Here is a 17,137-nt window from a genome sequence, read left to right on the forward strand (position 1 = left end):
CTCACAGAAGGTTCAGGTCGCGAATAAACAGGCCTCGACGTCCATCCCGGCATCACGCATCTGCGCCAGTTTGTAGCGCAGGGTCCGCGGGCTGATGCCCAGGCGCTCGGCAGCTTCCTTGCGCCGCCCGCGCTCGCTGCGCAGGGTATCGATGATCATCTGGAACTCATGACGCCGCAGGTCGTCGCCCAGCCCCCCGGCCGACTCTGCCTGGGGCGCCTCGACCGCCGGCCCCCGCGACGCCACGTGAGCAGGCGCCAGGACCGGCAATGGCGCACAGGCCACCGGCCCGGACAGGCAAAAGTCCTCTGGCTGGATCAACCCGCCCTGCTGCAGAATCAGCGCTCGCTGAATGGCGTTGTCCAGTTCGCGCACATTGCCCGGCCAGGGATAACCGATCAGGCAAGCCTGCGCTTCAGGCGAAAGCCTGGCGGCGGCGTGCTTCATTTTATTGACGTGCCGGGCCAGCAGGCGCTCGGCCAGCGGCAGAATGTCGGCAGTGCGCTCGCGCAGCGGGCGCCAGGCCAGCGGGAAGACCGACAAGCGATAATAGAGGTCCTCACGAAAACGCCCCGCCGCCACTTCCGCCGCCAGGTCGCGGTTGGTCGTCGCTACCACACGAATGTCCAGGGCAATCGGCTTGCGCGCGCCCACGCGCTCGACTTCACGCTCCTGCAACACGCGCAGCAGCTTGGCTTGCAAACCCAGGGGCATCTCGGAAATTTCGTCGAGCAGCAGGGTCCCGCCGTCGGCCTGCTCGAACTTGCCGGCCTGGGCGGCAATCGCCCCGGTGAACGAGCCTTTCTCATGCCCGAACAACGTCGCCTCGAGCATGTTGTCCGGGATCGCCGCACAGTTGATCGCAATGAACGGCTGCTGGCCGCGTCGTGAGTGCTGATGAATGTAGCGCGCCAGCACTTCCTTGCCGGTGCCGGACTCACCCGAAATCAACACCGTCGAATCGCTGCGCGCCACCCGTGCCGCCAGCGCCAGCAACTGTGCGCTGGCCGGCTCGTACGCCACGGGTCCCTCATCCTCTGCCCCGCCCAGGCTGCCCAGGGCGTGGCGCGCCACCAGGTCGAGCAACGCCTTGGGCTCGAACGGCTTGACCAGATAATCCGCGGCGCCCTGGCGCATCGCATCCACCGCGCGCTCCACGGCGCCATGGGCGGTCATCAGCAGCACCGGCAGGTGCGGGTAACGAACCCGCAGTGCGCCCAGCAACTGGTGGCCGTCCATGCCCGGCATGTTGACGTCACTGATCACCAGGTTGAAGGACTCTTCGGCCGCCACGCTCAGCGCCTCTTCGGCCGAGCCCACGGCGCGGTAGTCGTGACCGGCCAGCAGCAGCGTATCGGCCAGTGCCTCGCGCAGCGCGCGGTCATCCTCGACCAGCAGAACCTTGATTGCCATTGACCTCACTCCAGTCCTTGAGCGCTGGAAAACAACGGCAGGTCGACCCGTGCACAGGTGCCGCGACCCGGCCGCGAGCGCAGCTGCAATTGTCCCTGATGAGCCCGCGCCACGGCCTTGACCACGGTCAGGCCCAGGCCGGTTCCGGTGGCCTTGGTGGTAAAAAACGGCTCGCCCAAGCGCTCCAGCACTGCGCCATCGATCCCCTCGCCGCTGTCACTGACGCACAGCCGCAGGGTATTGCCACGGCTATAGGCATGCACCTTCAAGCGCACATCGTCGGCGCTGGCCTGAATGGCGTTTTCAAGCAGGTTCAGCAGTGCGCCGACCAGCGTGTCGCGATTGCACAGCAACTCACCGGCATGGGTGTCGCACTGCCAACGGATCGGCAAGCCCTGGACGTGAGTCTGGGCCGCCGCCTGCAGCGATTGCATCAGCGCCTTGGGGGTCACGCGATCCGTCAGCGGCAACTCGCCACGGGCAAACACCAGCATGTCGCGCACCTGGTGCTCCAGTTCGTGCAGGCGCTCTTTCAAGCGGCCGGCAAAGCGTTGCTGGGTCGCCACCGGCAACGCCTGCTCGGCCAGATGACTGGCATAGAGCAAGGCCGCCGACAGCGGCGTGCGGATTTGATGGGCCAGCGAGGCGACCATGCGCCCCAGGGATGACAAGCGCTCATGACGCGCCAACTGGCCTTGCAGGTGGCGGGTTTCGGTCAGGTCGTTGAGCAGCACCAACTGGCCCGGCTCGGCATCCAGGGAACGGGTGGCGATCGACAGGCGCCGACCATCCTTCAAGGAGACTTCATGACCGTCGTCGTCACGGGGGGCAAAACTGCGCGCAATCACCTGGCGCCACAATTCGCCTTCGAGGGGCAGACCGAGCAATTCCTCGGCGGCCGGGTTGGCTTCGCGCACGATACCCTGGGCATCGATGACGATGACGCCGCCGGGCAACAGATCAAGGAGGTTTTGCAGACGGTTGGCCAAGCGTTCTTTTTCGGCCAGCTCCTGCATCCGCTGGGCACTGACCACCGCCAGCTCACCCTTGAGCTCGGTGACCCGGGCTTCCAGCATGCTGTAGGAATCGGTGAGTTGGCTCGACATCTGATTGAACAGCGCGAACGCCTGCTCAAGGCCAAGCCGGCTTGCCTGCTCTACGCAGGGCGTGTCGGGGACTGGAGACATCTGGGCGGCGTGGGGCATCGTGCTCTCTCGCTTGGCTGACCGTCAGTGAAACGGAACGTTGCGAGGGATGTAGCAATACCCGTGCCTAAAAAAAACTGCCCATTATTCAATGAGTTGAAAAACAGGCGTCAATCCTCCGCCTGTTCTTCTCCGTCACGACGGCTCATGCCGTACTTGCGCATCTTTTCCACCAGGGTGGTGCGGCGAATGCGCAGGCGCTCGGCCGCGCGCGCGACGATCCCGTTGGCATCGTCCAGTGCCTGCTGGATCAGCCCTTGCTCCAGGCCACCCAGGTAATCCTTCAGGTCCAGGCCTTCAGGCGGCAACAGGGCAGTGGCCGCGAAGTCCGGGGTATGCCCGTTGATGGCCACCCGCTCTTCCAGATCGCTGCGCAGGTTGTCGACCATTTGCTCGTCTTCGTCATCGACGTAGCGAAACTTCTTCGGCAACTCGACCACGCCGATCACCCCGTACGGGTGCATGATCGCCATGCGCTCCACCAGGTTGGCCAGTTCGCGGACGTTGCCCGGCCAGCCGTGACGGCACAGCGACATGATCGCCGCCGAGTTGAAACGAATGGAACCGCGCTTCTCGTGCTCCATGCGCGAGATCAACTCGTTCATCAGCAACGGGATGTCCTCGACACGCTCGCGCAGGGGCGCCATTTCGATCGGGAATACGTTCAGGCGGTAATACAGGTCTTCGCGGAAGCTGCCGACCTCGATCATGCTTTCGAGGTTCTTGTGGGTCGCGGCAATGATTCGCACATCGACGCTCTGGGTCTTGTTGCTGCCCACGCGCTCGAAGGTACGCTCCTGCAACACCCGTAGCAGCTTGACCTGCATCGGCAACGGCATGTCGCCGATTTCGTCGAGGAACAGGGTGCCGCCGTTGGCCAGCTCAAAACGCCCGGCACGGCTGGTGATCGCCCCGGTGAAGGCGCCCTTCTCGTGGCCGAACAGTTCGCTTTCCAGCAACTCGGCCGGGATCGCCCCGCAGTTGACCGGCACGAACGGCGCGTCGCGGCGCTTGGAGTGATAGTGCAGGTTACGCGCCACCACTTCCTTGCCGGTGCCGGACTCACCGAGGATCAGCACACTGGCATCGGTGTCGGCCACTTGCTGCATCATCTGGCGGACGTGTTGAATCGCCCGGCTGGTGCCGACAAGGCTGCGGAAAAGATTGGGTTCACGATGACGACCGCGCTCACGGGCCTGGTCGTACATCTCGCGATAGACCTGGGCACGGTGCAGGGAGTCGAGCAACTTGCTGTAGCTGGGCGGCAGTTCCAGGGTGGAAAGCACCCGGCGGCGCTGTTCATCAGGCAGGTCAACGGAAGAATTATCGCCCATTAACAACACCGGAAGGAACTCATCCCAGGTAGCGAGTGTCTTTAACAGACTCGACAACGTACCAGGAGCGCTTACCGTCCCGATGAGGACACAGATGACTTCACGACTGGATGACAACGAACCGACAGCCTGCTGCCAATCATGGCTACCACAGGGTAAATTTTCTTCACCGAGAAAATTTAAAATCACCGCCAGGTCGCGGCGGCGGACGCTATCGTCATCGATCAGCAGAATTTTGGTTTCACGCCACATGCAATAGCAACTTCCCTGGTCAACTCATATGCCCGAATAAAGAGGGCAATCTAGACGCCTGCCGGCACATTAAGCCTGATAGACGCCTGAAAACTCGAATCAGCCACTAGTTAAGTCAAAAAACCGTGCACAGTCAAATTTATGGCGCACTAAGATCGGATTAAATGAATACTACCCGAAAAGGTGGTAAACCTTTGTCGCATTTTGCGCTTGGTTGATCTGGGTCATTTCATTGACTATTGCCTGACGCTCCCCCATTGCCACTTCCAGCAATTGCTTGTAGACCGCCAGCAGACTCTCCAGATTCTCGCGCAGCGCCTGTTCATCTAACGGCGCCTCACTGAGCACGTCGTCAACGCAGGCGCGACAGGCTACGTCCAACTCGCCGATGGTTTGCCAATTGCGCTCCGCCAGCGCACCGATCAGCGCCTCACGGGTTTGTTCAATCCGTTGCAGTGCAGGGTTCATGACGCTTTCCTCAGGCCTAGAGGCCTACTGGTGCAATTTCGTCCCAGCCACTTTTCAGGGTAGTCAGAAGGCGGACGACTTCGTCGATGATTTCCGGATCGCTGTTGACGTTGGCCTTGAGCAGCTGGGAGTTCATGTACTCATACAGGCTGTCCAGTTGCTGAATCGCGGCCGGATCCTCGGCCTTCTCTTCATCCAGGCCCTGGCGCAGGCCGGTGATGATGTCGATGGCCTTGCTGATGAGCAGGCACTTTTGCGCGATATCTCCGCGGCCCATTGCCCCCTTGGCCTGGGCCAGGCGATCGAGGCCACCCTCGAACAGCATCTGGATCAGGCGATGAGGACTGGCCTCGGATATCTGCGCGTGGGAATTGACCTTCTGGTACGCACGAAGGGCTTTCATCGGGTTCATGTTGCTACCTCGTTACAGGCCACAGGCAAATAGGTTAGTTCTAACCAGTTTCTCGACTGCCACCAAAAAAACTTTAATCCGGCCCACAGGACCGGACCCTCGCGCCAACCGTTACGGGGCGCTTGAGCGCCCCGGCTATCAGTCCGACTTCGGATTATTCAGCGAGTTGAGGGTGGTCATGATGCTGGAGCTGCTGGCGTTGAGCTGGGCGATCATGGTGTCCATGGCCGTGTACTTGGCACTCAAGGATTTCTGCAAGCTCTCCATGCGCCGATCCAGCTCTGCCTGCTGGGTGGTGAGGTCGGTCAACTTGGTGTTGAGGTCCGTCACCCGGCTCGCCAGCGACCCGGTGCTGCCCACGTAGGAGTCAGTCGCCTTGGTCATGCGAGCCACCAGGCCAGTATCGCCGGTAAACATCTTGGCAATATCACCCGCCCCCTTGACCACTGCCTTGTCCCACGCCTTGTCGTCCAGGCTCAGCAGGCCGGTTTTCTGGTCCGTGGTAATGCCCATCTGCGCCAGGCTGCTCATGGCGCTCGAACCCGAGCTATTGACCAGTTCGCTGCGCAGACTGTTGACCAGTTGACGCATCGATGCGTCGCCGGTCAGGGCGCCTGCGGTGGTGGTCGAGGCATCGCCGGTGGCGGTGACCTTGGTCTGGGTGTTGATGCTGGTCAGCAACGCGTTGTAGGCCGAGACGAAGGACTGGACCGAGGTCTTCAGCGTGTCGGTGTTGCTCGCCACGTTGATGGTGATCGGCTTGTCCTTGTCCTTGGCGACCAGGTCCAGGGTCACGCCGCTGATGGCGGACGCGACCTTGTTGCTGGTGGACTCCATCGCGATACCGTCGATGCTGTACTTGGCATTCTGCGCCGGCGTGCCCTGGTCATAGCCCTGGACCAGGTCCGAGTCACCGCTGAGGGTGATATCGGTGTCGACGCCCGTGGTGTTCGAGCCGATCACCAAACGCGCGCCATTGGCATCGGTCAAGACGTTGGCGCTGATGCCCTGGGCCGACAGCTGGGTATTGATCGACTCACGAACTTCCTGCAGGGTCGCGCCGCCTGGCACCAATACGTCGTAGCTCTTGCCCGACTGGGTAATGGTCAAGGTCTGGGCTTCGTCGCTGGCATTGGCCGAGCCCGATGCGCCACCCTCGAACACCTTGCTGGTGACTTTCGAGGACGTCGCCAGCTCGTTGACCACCACCACGTACTTGCCGCTGGAGGCACCATCGCCCAGGGTGACCTTGACGTTTTTTTCTTCGGACGAGGTAGCGGCCAGGCCGTTGAACGCGGCCACGTTGTTCAACTTGGCGATTGCCGTCCGGTAAGTTTCCAACGCACTTTTCACCGAGCCGACAGCCGACAACTTGATGGTCGCGTCTTTTTGCTGATCGGTGATCTGGGCTTGCTTGGGCGCCTTTTCAGCCCCCACCAACGCCTTGACGATGGCTTGGGTGTCGTAACCCGAACCCGGGCCGGAAATCGTTGAACTTGCCATTACTCTTCTCCTTGTCCTGTGGCTGCCGCTTTATTGGCGCACAAACACCTAGGCCGCAACCAGAAACACATTTCGTGCCAGCTCAAACCTGGGTCTGGAACAACAGGCTGCTGGCATCGCTCAGGTTCTGCGCCAGCTTCAGCGCGGTCTCCGAGGGAATCTGTCGAATCACTTCACCACTGTCGGTGGCGATCACCTTGACCACTACCCGGCCGGTAGAGTCGTCGATGGAAAAGTTCAGGTTACGCTGGGTAGCCTGCACAAACTCACGAATATCGGTGACGGCCTTTTCCAGCGCCACGCGTTGCAGCTCCTCGCTGGAAGCCGGGTCAGCCACTACCGCAGGCGCTGCCTGGGCAGCAGAGGTGCCACTGGCCTGGGGGGTGCCAGCGGGGTAAGCCGGGTTCAGCTTGATGCTCATGTCCATGTCATCACCTCAAAACTGAAAAAAACGAAAGGGCACGTATACGCGCCCTTCCGTTAGTTAACCGCGGCCGATATTACTGAAGCAGCTTCAGAACAGCGGATGGCAGTTGGTTGGCCTGGGACAGGATCGCGGTGGATGCCTGTTGCAGGGTTTGTTGCTTGGTCAGCTCAGCCGCTTCGGAAGCGAAGTCAGCGTCTTCTACACGGCCTTTGGCGGCAGTGGAGTTCTGCGAAATGCTCTGCAGGTTGGCCACGGTGCTGGCGAAACGGTTTTGCACCGCACCCAGCTGCGAACGCTGGCTGTCGATCTGCTGCAAGGCACCGTCCAGGGCCTGAACGGCTTGCTGCGAAGTGGCAGCCGACAGGATGGTCAGGTCAGAAACGGTGGTTTCCAGAGTGGTAGCAACCTTGGTGCCTTTAGCAGCGGTCAGACCCAATGCGTTCAAACCGGTACCTGCACTGCCGTCAGCGACAACGATATTTTGGTCAGCGAACAGAGCCAGGGTGCCATCAGTGTTTTTGGAAGCAGTTACACCGGTGCTCGCGCTGTTGATCGAGGAAACGATCGCGTCAGTGGTGTCGCCTTTCTTGAACTTGACTTCAACGCCGTTCAGGTTGATCGAAGTGTCGGCGCCCAGTTTCGCTTGGGAAGTACCGGAGGTGAGACCCAGTGCGGAAAGCGCGCCACTGGTCTTGTTGGACAGAACAACGTCTTTACCGTTATCGGAAGTGACTTCAACACGACCATTTTTGACCTGGGCGGTTGCGATACCGGCTACGTTGCTGATCTTGGTCAGAACATCACTGACTTTCTCGGTGGCCAACATTGCTACATCTTGACCGTTAACCGAGATAGTGCCGGCTGGCACAAGAGTATCTTCAGGTTTAGTAGTACCAGCAGTCAGACCGATCGCGGTCGCGCCAGCACCCGCCAGCACCAGGTCAGCATTCGCCGACTTGATGGTCAACTTGTTACCTGCATCTACCGACGCATTGACGCCCGAGATGCCTGCATCGTTAATGGCTTTGGCAACATCGGCACCGGTAGCGCCGCTAGCCAGGTTTACAGTGGTACCGTTGATGTCCACAGTCGCAGCTGCAGCCAGCGGGGTAATTGCAGTACCCGTCACGCCAGCGCTCAACGGAGAACCGATGGAGGTAGCCGACAGGCCAGTCATAGCAGCGCCGTTAACTTTGGCTTCGCTGTAAGTACCTTTCAGGCCAGTGGCGCTGATGTCGGTCATACCAAACGAAATGGTTTCGTTGGCGTTGGCGCCGATCTGGAAGCCGATGTTGTTGAACGAACCGTCCAGCAGGTTACGACCACCGAACGTAGTGGTTTGCGAGATACGGGTCAGTTCGCCGACTTTAGCGGTGAATTCTTGCTGCAGGGAAACACGGTCAGCGTCGCTTTTATCACCGTTCGCAGACTGCAGGGCCAGCTCACGCAGACGTTGCAGCAGGTTGGTGGATTCTTGCATTGCGCCTTCAGCGGTCTGCGCGATCGAAACACCGTTGTTGGCGTTGGCGATGGCAACGTTCAAGCCTTTGACCTGGTTGCCCAGACGGTTGGCGATCTGCATGCCTGCGGCGTCGTCTTTGGCGCTGTTGATTTTCAGGCCGGAAGACAGACGGTTCATCGAGGTGCTCAGAGCGTCGGAAGCCCGGTTCAGGTTTTTCTGAACGCCCAGGGAGGTGATGTTGGTATTTACAGATAAAGCCATGACGAATTCCTCGTTGGTTGGGTGCTGCGGCTTCCGGCCCTGGCAACCGCCGGGTGTGGCCTAGAGAACCTTCGTAATAGTTATCGTCGTGGAAGCAGGTTGCTTGAGGGCTTTTTTCAAATTTTTTACTAGCACCGTGCCACCTCCTCGCAGTTCAAGGCTTTAGCCTGCGTGTAGCCGGCCTGCCGGAGCCAGGCCGGCCGGCAACTTCGACCCAGGGATCACCCTCGCGGGCATGCCTCGCGCCGGCCAGATCGGGGGCAACAAAAAACGCCCAGGACCTGTCGGCCATGGGCGTTTTTTTGTGCTGCGATTAGCGCATCAAGGGCGGTGGATGATGGCCGAACCCCAGGACAGGCCCACACCAAAACCACTGATCGCCACACGTTTCCAGCTGGAATCGAGCATGTGCTTTTCCAGCAGCAACGGAATGCTCGAAGACACCGTGTTACCGGTCTCGACCATGTCTTTGATGAACTTCTCTGGCTCACCTTCGAAACGCCGCGCCACGGCATCGACAATGGCGGCGCTGCCCTGGTGAATGCAGAAGGCATCGATGTCTTCGGAATTGAGGCCAGAGTCATCCAGCAATTCGCGCAAGTGCGCCGGCACCTTGAGCAAGGCGAAGTTGAACACCTGCCGACCGTTCATGAAGAACACGCCGTCGCTGACCTTCAGGTGCGGCGCGCCGGAACCGTCAGTGCCGAACTTGGCCTTGCCCAGCTGCCAGGTAGCGTCTTCGCCCATCCAGGTTGCCGTGGCGGCGTCGCCGAACAACATGGTGGTGTTGCGATCTTCCGGGTCGACGATCTTCGAATACGGATCAGCGGTCACCAACAGGCCGTTTTTCAAGCCTGTCGCTTCCATGAAGCCCTTGATTGCATAAAGGCCGTACACGTAACCGGAGCAGCCCAGCGAGATATCAAAAGCAGCAACACCGGTCGACAGGCCCAGCTTGTCCTGGACGATCGCGGACGTATGGGGCAAGCCCTCTTCGTCGCCGTTCTGCGTGACAACGATCAACACATCGATGGCTTGACGGTCGAGCTGCGGGTTGTTTGCGAACAACGCGTTGACAGCCTCGACGCACAGATCGGAGGTTTCCTGGCCGGCATCCATGCGCGGCAGGAATGCCGAGCCAATCTTGCCCAAAATGAACTCTTCATCCTTGGCGAATTTCGCGCCCTGAGCGTAGTTATCAAGCCCGCTCACTGGCACGTAACTGGCGATGCTTTTTATGCCAATCATTGTGGCTTCCCAAAACAGAATAACTGGAGATCACCGCTCGCAGGATCGAGAGGCACTGATAACAAAGGGGTTTAGCGCACAAAAACGCGCCAGACACGGGTGCCAAAACCATGAAAATAAACCCAGCGAACACCGGGCACCCGTCCCACTCTTTTCACACGATACAGTGAAGATGCCCTTTATGACTCATAGGTCACTCTATTTTGTGCGCTTTGGACAAAACAACCAACAACACAAAATCGGCCGGACAAGCGAATACCCACGCAAACGCATGCAATATGAGCGGGCTGATGGCAGGAAAAACAGAGGATCAAGCATGACCGGCCCGTCACTGCGCTCAGTGACGGGCCGGCATTCAGATGGGGGTCAGAGCTTGTTGAACAGGCTCAGTTGAGAGATTTTCACGAAGGCCAGCTGCGAAGCTTCGAGCATGGCTTTCTGGAAGGCCAGCTCAATGGAGGCGCCTGCCATATCGGTGTTTGCGATGGCGGCGGTGGTCGAGTCGTTGGCCAGGCCCATGCTGATATTTTCGTTCGCCTGGATATCGATTGCCTTCAAGCGTGCGCCGATCGACCCCCTGGCGTTGTCGATGCCCGCACTGGCGTTCTGCAGGTTGCCAATGGCCGAGTTGATCGCATTCTTCTGCTTTTGCTGGGCAACCAGGTCGCCATCGCTTGGCGTTGCCAGCGCCTGACGCAACTGGCTGATCGTATCCAGCGCACTTTGGGTCTGATGATTGTTGGCGCCAATGACAAACTGATCGCCCGACTTGAGCGCGCCATTGAAGTCGAATTTTACCCCGGCTGCGGTCAGGGAATCGCCGGTGGCATTCAGGCTACCCTTGCCGATGGCCTTACTATTGGCGGTCAGCGGCTGGGCATAGAGTTCATATTCGGTGTCGCTGGTGAACTTGATCACCGCGCCATTACTCGGAAAGCTGTCGCCGTACACCTTGGCATCGGTCACGCTCGCGCCAGTCAACTGCGCGGTCGAAGAGTTGCCCGGGGTGCGTGAGGCATTGAAGCTGTCCGGCTTGGCTTCAAGGGTGAAGACGTGCCCGTTGACCGCCGCATCCCGGTCCACCGGGGCAACATCCTGAAGGTTCAGGTTGATGTCGAACTTCACCCCACGCAGGCTGACGCTGTGCGCGCCCTCCTTTGTCGAGTCGAATACGCCATTGCCCGGAACTTCAGAAGTCACATCGTTGCCAGAGGCATCCTTCAGGATGTACTGGGTGCTGCTGGTGAACTCCAGCGTGTACGGCTGCCCCTGGGTGAAGCTTTTGTTGTACACCTGATTGGAGGTGATCAGACCGTCCGAGACCGCGACCTTGCCGTCATTGACCGATGGCGGTTGCAGCGTGGCCTGGGTCCGACCGGTATTCAGCGCGCCTTCCATGATGCTCTTGGCCGTGTCACTTGCCGCCAGGCCAAGGGTGTCCGAGACCTTCAGGTTGAGCTGCGTATCGTCGCCTTGATAGGTGTAGGTGCCGTCGTTGTTGCGAAGGTAGGGAGGAATGTCAGTCCTGGAGCCGGAAAACAGGTAGTTACCCGACTCATCCTTGCTGTTCAGCAGGCTGAATACTTGCTCTTCGATATTGCCCAGCTCGTCGGCGATAGACTTGCGATCAGCGTCGCTGATAACGCCTCCCCCCGACTGTAACGCCAACTCGCTGACCTTTTGCAAGGCGGTGTTGATGCTGTCGAGCACGCTTTCCTGATTGGTCAGCGAAGACTTGATGCTGTTCATGTTGCCGGCATACTGAAGCAACATGTCTTTTTGCTGCTGTAACTGCAGCAAGCGGGCCGCTCCGACCGGATCATCCGCCGCCGTCTGAATGCGCACACCCGAGTCGATCTGCCCCTGGGTCTTGACCACCGAAGAGAAGTTGTTCTGGTACTTGGACGTACTGGTCTCAAAGAACTGGGCCGTAGAGATACGCATCGTCAATGACTTCCTTAAAGACTGTTGATCAGTGTCGAGAATGTGTCTTGCGCGACCTTGATGATCTGCGACGACGCGGTGTAGTACTGCTGAAACTTGAGCAGATCACTGGCTTCTTCATCCAGGTTGACCTGGGAAACCGAACCGCGACTGGCCTTTGCATAGGCCAGCGCGGCGCTGTTGGCCGTGCCATCGACACTGGCCTGACTGGCCTTGCCACCGACAGCGGAGACTAACTGACTGTAGGATTCACCCATGCTGACGCCGGCACTACCGCCAGTGACCCCCACGGTCGCCTTGGTCTGCAGGGCCAGCAGTTCGTTGGCATTACGGTTGTCCGCCTTGCCGTCTTTGTTGAACTTGATATCGAAACTGTCGCCCTTGCCTGGCGAGCCGCTGATAGTCGTGTCGAAGCCAATGGTTTTGGCCGTGCCATCGGGGTTATTGACCGGATTGCCTGCGGCATCCAGCACTGGCACATTGATCGTGACCTTGTTGTCCTGGCCCGGAACAATACTGCCGTTGCCGATTTCGGCGCCCGCCTCGTTCAGCACGCGGTAAGTCTGCGTTCCGTCCTTGGCTTCATCGAAGGCGATCCGCACAGGCATCGCGCCTTCGATCTGGCTTTGCAACTGGCCAAGATCGGCTCCGCCATAGATATCCAGCATGGATGACAGGTTCGGGCCGCTCAATGCGCCCGTGCCCGTGTTTGAACCACCTTTATCAGCCACCAAAGGCCCGGCAAACGCCAACTTGTTGGGATCACTCAACTGCACCCCGATGTCGCTGGCGCCATTGCGGGTCGGGCTGACCTTGAAGCTGTCGCCGGCACTCAAGCCGCCGCCATTGAGCTTAAGGGTGAAGCCATCAATCACGTCAGGCGGATTTTTGTTGACGTCAAACGGCCCCAGGGTGGTGCCGTCGGAACGTCTTACGGTGTAGTCCTTGTTGCTGGTAAACGTCACTTGATAGTCGTACGGGGTCAGCGCGCTGCTGTCGCCGATAGTGACGTCCAGATTGCCGGAACCTGCGCTGTTACCGGAGGTGGCCAGGCTGCGCTGGCTGATGGCCTGGGGGCTGTTGATATTGTTGAACAACGAAGAGCCGAACTCGCCGTTGGCATCCAGGCCCTGACCCAATTGCTTGTTGATCGCATCGGCAACCACCAGCGCGGTGCGCCCAAGATCATTGATCGCCGGGGCCAGCACGTCGTTGCGATAACGGACCAAACCGCCAATTTTGCCGCCCGTGATTACCGAGGTCACATCGACGCTGGATTGCGGGTAGTCGATCTGCAGGCTGAATTGGCTTTTATCGGTCTTGCCCGGTACCGCCGACAAGGTGTTGGAGGTATTGCCCAACACCAGCGACTGGCCGGTGCCCAACGACACATCGTAGACACCGTCGTGCTCTTGAACCTTGACCCCAACCAGCTCATTCAACGAGCGGACGGCTTCGTTACGTGCATCCAGCAGGTTGTTCGGCGTACTACCGGCAGTGCTTGCCTGAGAAATCTGCTTGTTGAGCGAGGCAATGGTGGCCGTGTGCTGGTTGACCATCGAGGTCAACGTGCTCAACTGGCTATTGATACCTGCATTCTGTTGAGTGAGCTGGGACGAGATCGCGTTGAAACGGTTGCTCAAGGTCTGCGCATTAGTCAGCAACAACTGGCGCGCCGACATGTCACCGGGAGCGCCGGCAGCGGTTTGCAACGACGCGAAAAAGCTACCGAGCGCGGCAGAAACGCCGGTGCTTTTATCCGACAACAACTTGTCGACCGCACCCACCTGATCGAGATAGGCCTGGGCGTCGCCATTGAGCGAAGTGGTGGTCTGCAACTGAGCATCAACGTAGGAGTTATAGGCCCGACGCACGTCGGCCAGGGTGGTGCCCGTACCGATAAACACACCACCGACCTGTTGCGAGCCTGCGCTACCCTGGACGATCTGTTGACGCGAATATCCCGCGGCATTGGCGTTGGCAATGTTATTGCCGACCGTGGCCAGCGCCGCCTGGCTCGCATTCAGACCCGACATCCCGATACTGATCAAGCTCATGTTTCAAACCTTATAAATTCGTGGAGGAGCCGGCCGCAGCGTAGTGCTCGTAACTCTTCATTTGCTTGGCAATCTGCGAGATCTTGCTGGCGTAATTCGGGTCGGTGGCATACCCGGCCTTTTGCAACTCGCGTACAAACTGTTCCGGCTTATCGGCCGACTTCAGCACTTCTTGATAGCGATTGTTGCCCTGCAACAAGCTCACCAGGTCATGGAAGCTGTCCTGGTAGGAGGTGTAGGAGCGGAACTCGGCGGTCTCCTTGACCATCTCGCCATTCCTGAACTCACTGGTGATCGCACGGGCCTGCGCACCCTGCCAACTGCTGCCGGTCTTGATGCCGAACAGGTTGTGGCTGCTGGTGCCGTCCTGCTGGCGCATGACCGATTTGCCATAGCCGGTTTCCAGCGCCGCCTGAGCCACCAGGTACAGTGGATCGACGCCGATGCGGTCAGCGGCCTGGCGCGCCATCGGCAACATGGTGGCCACGAACTCGTCAGGTGAACTGAAGGATTTTTTCGCCGGTGCCAGCGGCGGCTGCGCCATGGCGCGGCCATAGACCTGCAAGCGACCGCGCTCCGCGGAATAGCTTTGCGCTGGCTGCCAATCCCCTTTGACCAGCGCATTGCCGGTGGCGGTGGCGCGATTGGGCAACGTGGTATGGGCCGTGGTGGCCGCCCCCGTGGTCGATGGCACCAGCCCCGCCAACAGGCGATCGGCCAGTTTGGGTGGCAAGGCCAGGCGACGCTGGTTGAGCAGCGCCATGTCATTCGCATGGGCGCCCTCGCCCGCACCTTGCGGCGGGCTGACCGCGCGCGAAGCCCACAACGGACGCTGGCCGTTGAGCCGGGACAGTGGCCCGTTGGTCGCTGTGGTGCCGGCGGCGACCGGTGTCTGCACGGCCGCTTTCGCCGCTTCCTGCTTGGCGGCGGACAAGGCCGCCGCCTCACCGGGCGCCAGCGGTTTGTTTTTTGACATCTGCCGCATCAGCACATCGGCCAGGCCGATACCGCCGCCCTCGCGGGACATGGAAACCGCCAACTGCTGGTCGTACATTTCCTGGTACTGCTTGGCCGCCGCCGTATTCAGCGGATTGTCCTGGCCCAGGGCGTCGGTGGCCGAGCGCATGGACTTGAGCATTTCATTGAGGAACAGCGACTCGAACTCCTGCGCCACCTTGCGCATGTTGCTGTCGCTGTTCTTGTCGCCGACCTTGAGCTGGTTAAGCCGGTTGAGGTCCGAGTAGGAACCCGAATCGCTGCTGCTGACCAGGCCGCTCTTGTGAATATCCATGCCCGCCACCTCAAATCACGATCAGGTCGGCTTGCAAGGCGCCGGCCTGCTTCAAGGCTTCGAGGATCGCCATCAAGTCACCCGGCGCCGCCCCCACCTGGTTCACCGCCCGTACGATCTCGTCCAGCGTGGTGCCCGGGCCGAACTTGAACATCGGCTTGGCTTCCTGCTGGGCATTGACGTTCGAGCGTGGGACCACCGCTGTCTGGCCATTGGAAAAGGCACCTGGCTGGCTGACGATCGGGTCTTCGGTGATGGTCACGGTCAGGCTGCCGTGGGTCACGGCGGCCGGCGAAACCTTGACGTTCTGGCCGATCACGATGGTGCCGGTACGCGAATTGATGATGACCTTGGCCACTGCCTGCCCCGGATCGACTTCGAGGTTTTCCAGGATCGACAGATAGTCGACGCGCTGGCTCGGATCGAGCGGCGCGGTGACGCGAATCGAACCGCCATCGATGGCCTGGGCGACGCCAGGGCCCAGCATGTCGTTGATCTTGTCGACGATGCGCTTGGCGGTGGTGAAGTCCGAGCGGTTGAGGTTCAGGGTCAGGCTGTTGCCCTGGTTGAAGCCACTGGGCACTGCTCGCTCCACCGAGGCACCGCCGGGAATACGACCGGCCGACGGAACGTTGACGGTGATCTTCGAACCATCACGCCCCTCGGCATCAAAACCGCCCACCACCAGGTTGCCTTGGGCGACCGCATAGACGTTGCCGTCGATACCCTTGAGCGGCGTCAGTAACAAGGTGCCGCCACGCAGGCTCTTGGAGTTGCCGATCGACGAGACCGTGATGTCGACCTGCTGACCCGGCTTGGCGAAGGGTGGCAGGTCGGCACTGATCGACACCGCCGCGACGTTCTTCAACTGCACGTTCCCCGAACCCGGCGGTACCTTGATGCCGAACTGCGACAGCATGTTGTTGAAGGTCTGCAGGGTGAACGGGGTCTGCGTGGTCTGGTCGCCCGTGCCGTTGAGCCCGACCACCAGGCCATAGCCGATCAGCTGGTTGGAACGCACGCCCGAAATACTGGCGATGTCCTTCAACCGCTCGGCCTGGACGCCGAGGGAAGTGGACAGCAACAACGCGGCCGCCATCAGGTGCTTGAAGTTCAACATGGAAATAGTCATCACCTAGAAAGGGAACAGCGGGCTTAAGAAGAAACGGTCGAACCAGCCTGGCTGACTCGCATCGGCAAACGAACCGGTGCCCGAATAGGTGATGCGCGCATCGGCGATACGGGTCGAGGGCACGGTGTTGTCGGTGGCGATATCGTCTGCCCGCACCAGACCGGCAATGCGCACCAGCTCGTCGCCAGTGTTGAGGGTCATCCACTTCTCGCCGCGCACGGAGATGATGCCATTGGGCAGGACGTCCGCCACCGTCACGGTGATCGAACCGGTCAGGCTGTTGCCCTGCCCCGCCTTGCTGTCGCCCTTGGTCGCGCGCTCACCGCTGTAGCCGGCCTCCAGGCTCAGGTCGCCACTGCCAAACGGGTTGTTGGTGTTGGGCACACTGCCGAACAACGAGGTCAGGCCGATGTCGGCCTTGCTGGTCTTGCCCACCTGGGAGTTGGCGTTTTTGCTGGCCTGGGTTTTTTCGTTCAGGGTGATGGTGATGATGTCACCGACCCGGAACGCCTTGCGGTCGCTGTACAGGTTCTGCTCGAACCCGGCCTGATAGATCGAGCCGTTGTTGGCTGCCGCCGGCAGTGGCGTGCGTGGCAACACCGGTGCGTAGTAAGGGTCATTGGGTTTCGGCGTCGGCCCGACGCAGCCCGCCAGCACGGCGATCCCACTCAGTGCGAGAACAGATACAAAGCGATTCATGACCCTAACCTCACGGTGTTGCAGGCGGC

The 17,137-nt window shown here is 60.2% G+C and carries 14 protein-coding genes; all 14 read right to left on the reverse strand.

What is annotated here, in order from left to right; all coding sequences use genetic code 11:
- Positions 1-12: 12 nt before the first annotated feature.
- The gene (gene fleR / locus CKW25_RS14575; protein ID WP_095080152.1) at positions 13-1,413 is read right to left on the reverse strand and encodes a sigma-54-dependent response regulator transcription factor FleR; all 1,401 of its coding nucleotides are present in this window, start codon (positions 1,411-1,413) and stop codon (positions 13-15) included.
- Between the two features lie 5 nt (positions 1,414-1,418).
- Complete coding sequence (locus tag CKW25_RS14580; RefSeq protein ID WP_095080153.1) at positions 1,419-2,618, reverse strand: PAS domain-containing sensor histidine kinase; 1,200 nt, start codon at positions 2,616-2,618, stop codon at positions 1,419-1,421.
- Positions 2,619-2,728: 110 nt separating this feature from the next.
- Positions 2,729-4,204 (reverse strand): sigma-54 dependent transcriptional regulator, encoded by a 1,476-nt coding sequence (locus tag CKW25_RS14585; protein ID WP_095080154.1) that lies wholly within the window; start codon positions 4,202-4,204, stop codon positions 2,729-2,731.
- 171 nt (positions 4,205-4,375) lie between these two features.
- Positions 4,376-4,672: a flagellar protein FliT gene (gene fliT, locus CKW25_RS14590; RefSeq protein WP_095080155.1), complete on the reverse strand. Its 297-nt coding sequence runs from the start codon at positions 4,670-4,672 to the stop codon at positions 4,376-4,378.
- Positions 4,673-4,688: 16 nt separating this feature from the next.
- The gene (fliS, locus tag CKW25_RS14595; protein ID WP_095080156.1) at positions 4,689-5,084 is read right to left on the reverse strand and encodes a flagellar export chaperone FliS; all 396 of its coding nucleotides are present in this window, start codon (positions 5,082-5,084) and stop codon (positions 4,689-4,691) included.
- A 138-nt stretch (positions 5,085-5,222) separates the two neighbouring features.
- Positions 5,223-6,587 carry a flagellar filament capping protein FliD gene (gene fliD / locus CKW25_RS14600; protein ID WP_095080157.1) on the reverse strand — a complete coding sequence of 455 codons (1,365 nt, stop codon included), beginning with the start codon at positions 6,585-6,587 and terminating at the stop codon, positions 5,223-5,225.
- Positions 6,588-6,669: 82 nt separating this feature from the next.
- Positions 6,670-7,014, reverse strand: coding sequence for a flagellar protein FlaG (locus tag CKW25_RS14605; protein ID WP_095080158.1), 345 nt, complete (start codon positions 7,012-7,014; stop codon positions 6,670-6,672).
- A gap of 73 nt (positions 7,015-7,087) precedes the next feature.
- Positions 7,088-8,737, reverse strand: a complete 1,650-nt coding sequence (locus CKW25_RS14610; protein ID WP_095080159.1) for a flagellin — start codon at positions 8,735-8,737, stop codon at positions 7,088-7,090.
- A 321-nt stretch (positions 8,738-9,058) separates the two neighbouring features.
- Positions 9,059-9,985 carry a ketoacyl-ACP synthase III gene (locus CKW25_RS14615; RefSeq protein ID WP_095080160.1) on the reverse strand — a complete coding sequence of 309 codons (927 nt, stop codon included), beginning with the start codon at positions 9,983-9,985 and terminating at the stop codon, positions 9,059-9,061.
- Between the two features lie 366 nt (positions 9,986-10,351).
- Positions 10,352-11,929, reverse strand: a complete 1,578-nt coding sequence (locus CKW25_RS14620; RefSeq protein WP_095080161.1) for a flagellar hook-associated protein 3 — start codon at positions 11,927-11,929, stop codon at positions 10,352-10,354.
- A gap of 14 nt (positions 11,930-11,943) precedes the next feature.
- Entirely contained in the window at positions 11,944-13,986 is a 2,043-nt protein-coding gene (gene flgK, locus CKW25_RS14625) for a flagellar hook-associated protein FlgK (RefSeq protein ID WP_095080162.1), read from the reverse strand.
- Positions 13,987-13,996: 10 nt separating this feature from the next.
- Positions 13,997-15,277 carry a flagellar assembly peptidoglycan hydrolase FlgJ gene (gene flgJ / locus CKW25_RS14630; protein ID WP_095080163.1) on the reverse strand — a complete coding sequence of 427 codons (1,281 nt, stop codon included), beginning with the start codon at positions 15,275-15,277 and terminating at the stop codon, positions 13,997-13,999.
- Between the two features lie 10 nt (positions 15,278-15,287).
- Positions 15,288-16,397 carry a flagellar basal body P-ring protein FlgI gene (locus CKW25_RS14635; protein ID WP_095080164.1) on the reverse strand — a complete coding sequence of 370 codons (1,110 nt, stop codon included), beginning with the start codon at positions 16,395-16,397 and terminating at the stop codon, positions 15,288-15,290.
- 15 nt (positions 16,398-16,412) lie between these two features.
- Positions 16,413-17,108, reverse strand: coding sequence for a flagellar basal body L-ring protein FlgH (flgH, locus tag CKW25_RS14640; protein WP_095080165.1), 696 nt, complete (start codon positions 17,106-17,108; stop codon positions 16,413-16,415).
- Between the last annotated feature and the right edge of the window lie 29 nt (positions 17,109-17,137).

This window comes from Pseudomonas sp. Irchel s3h17 (assembly GCF_900187505.1).
Classification (GTDB): Bacteria; Pseudomonadota; Gammaproteobacteria; order Pseudomonadales; family Pseudomonadaceae; genus Aquipseudomonas.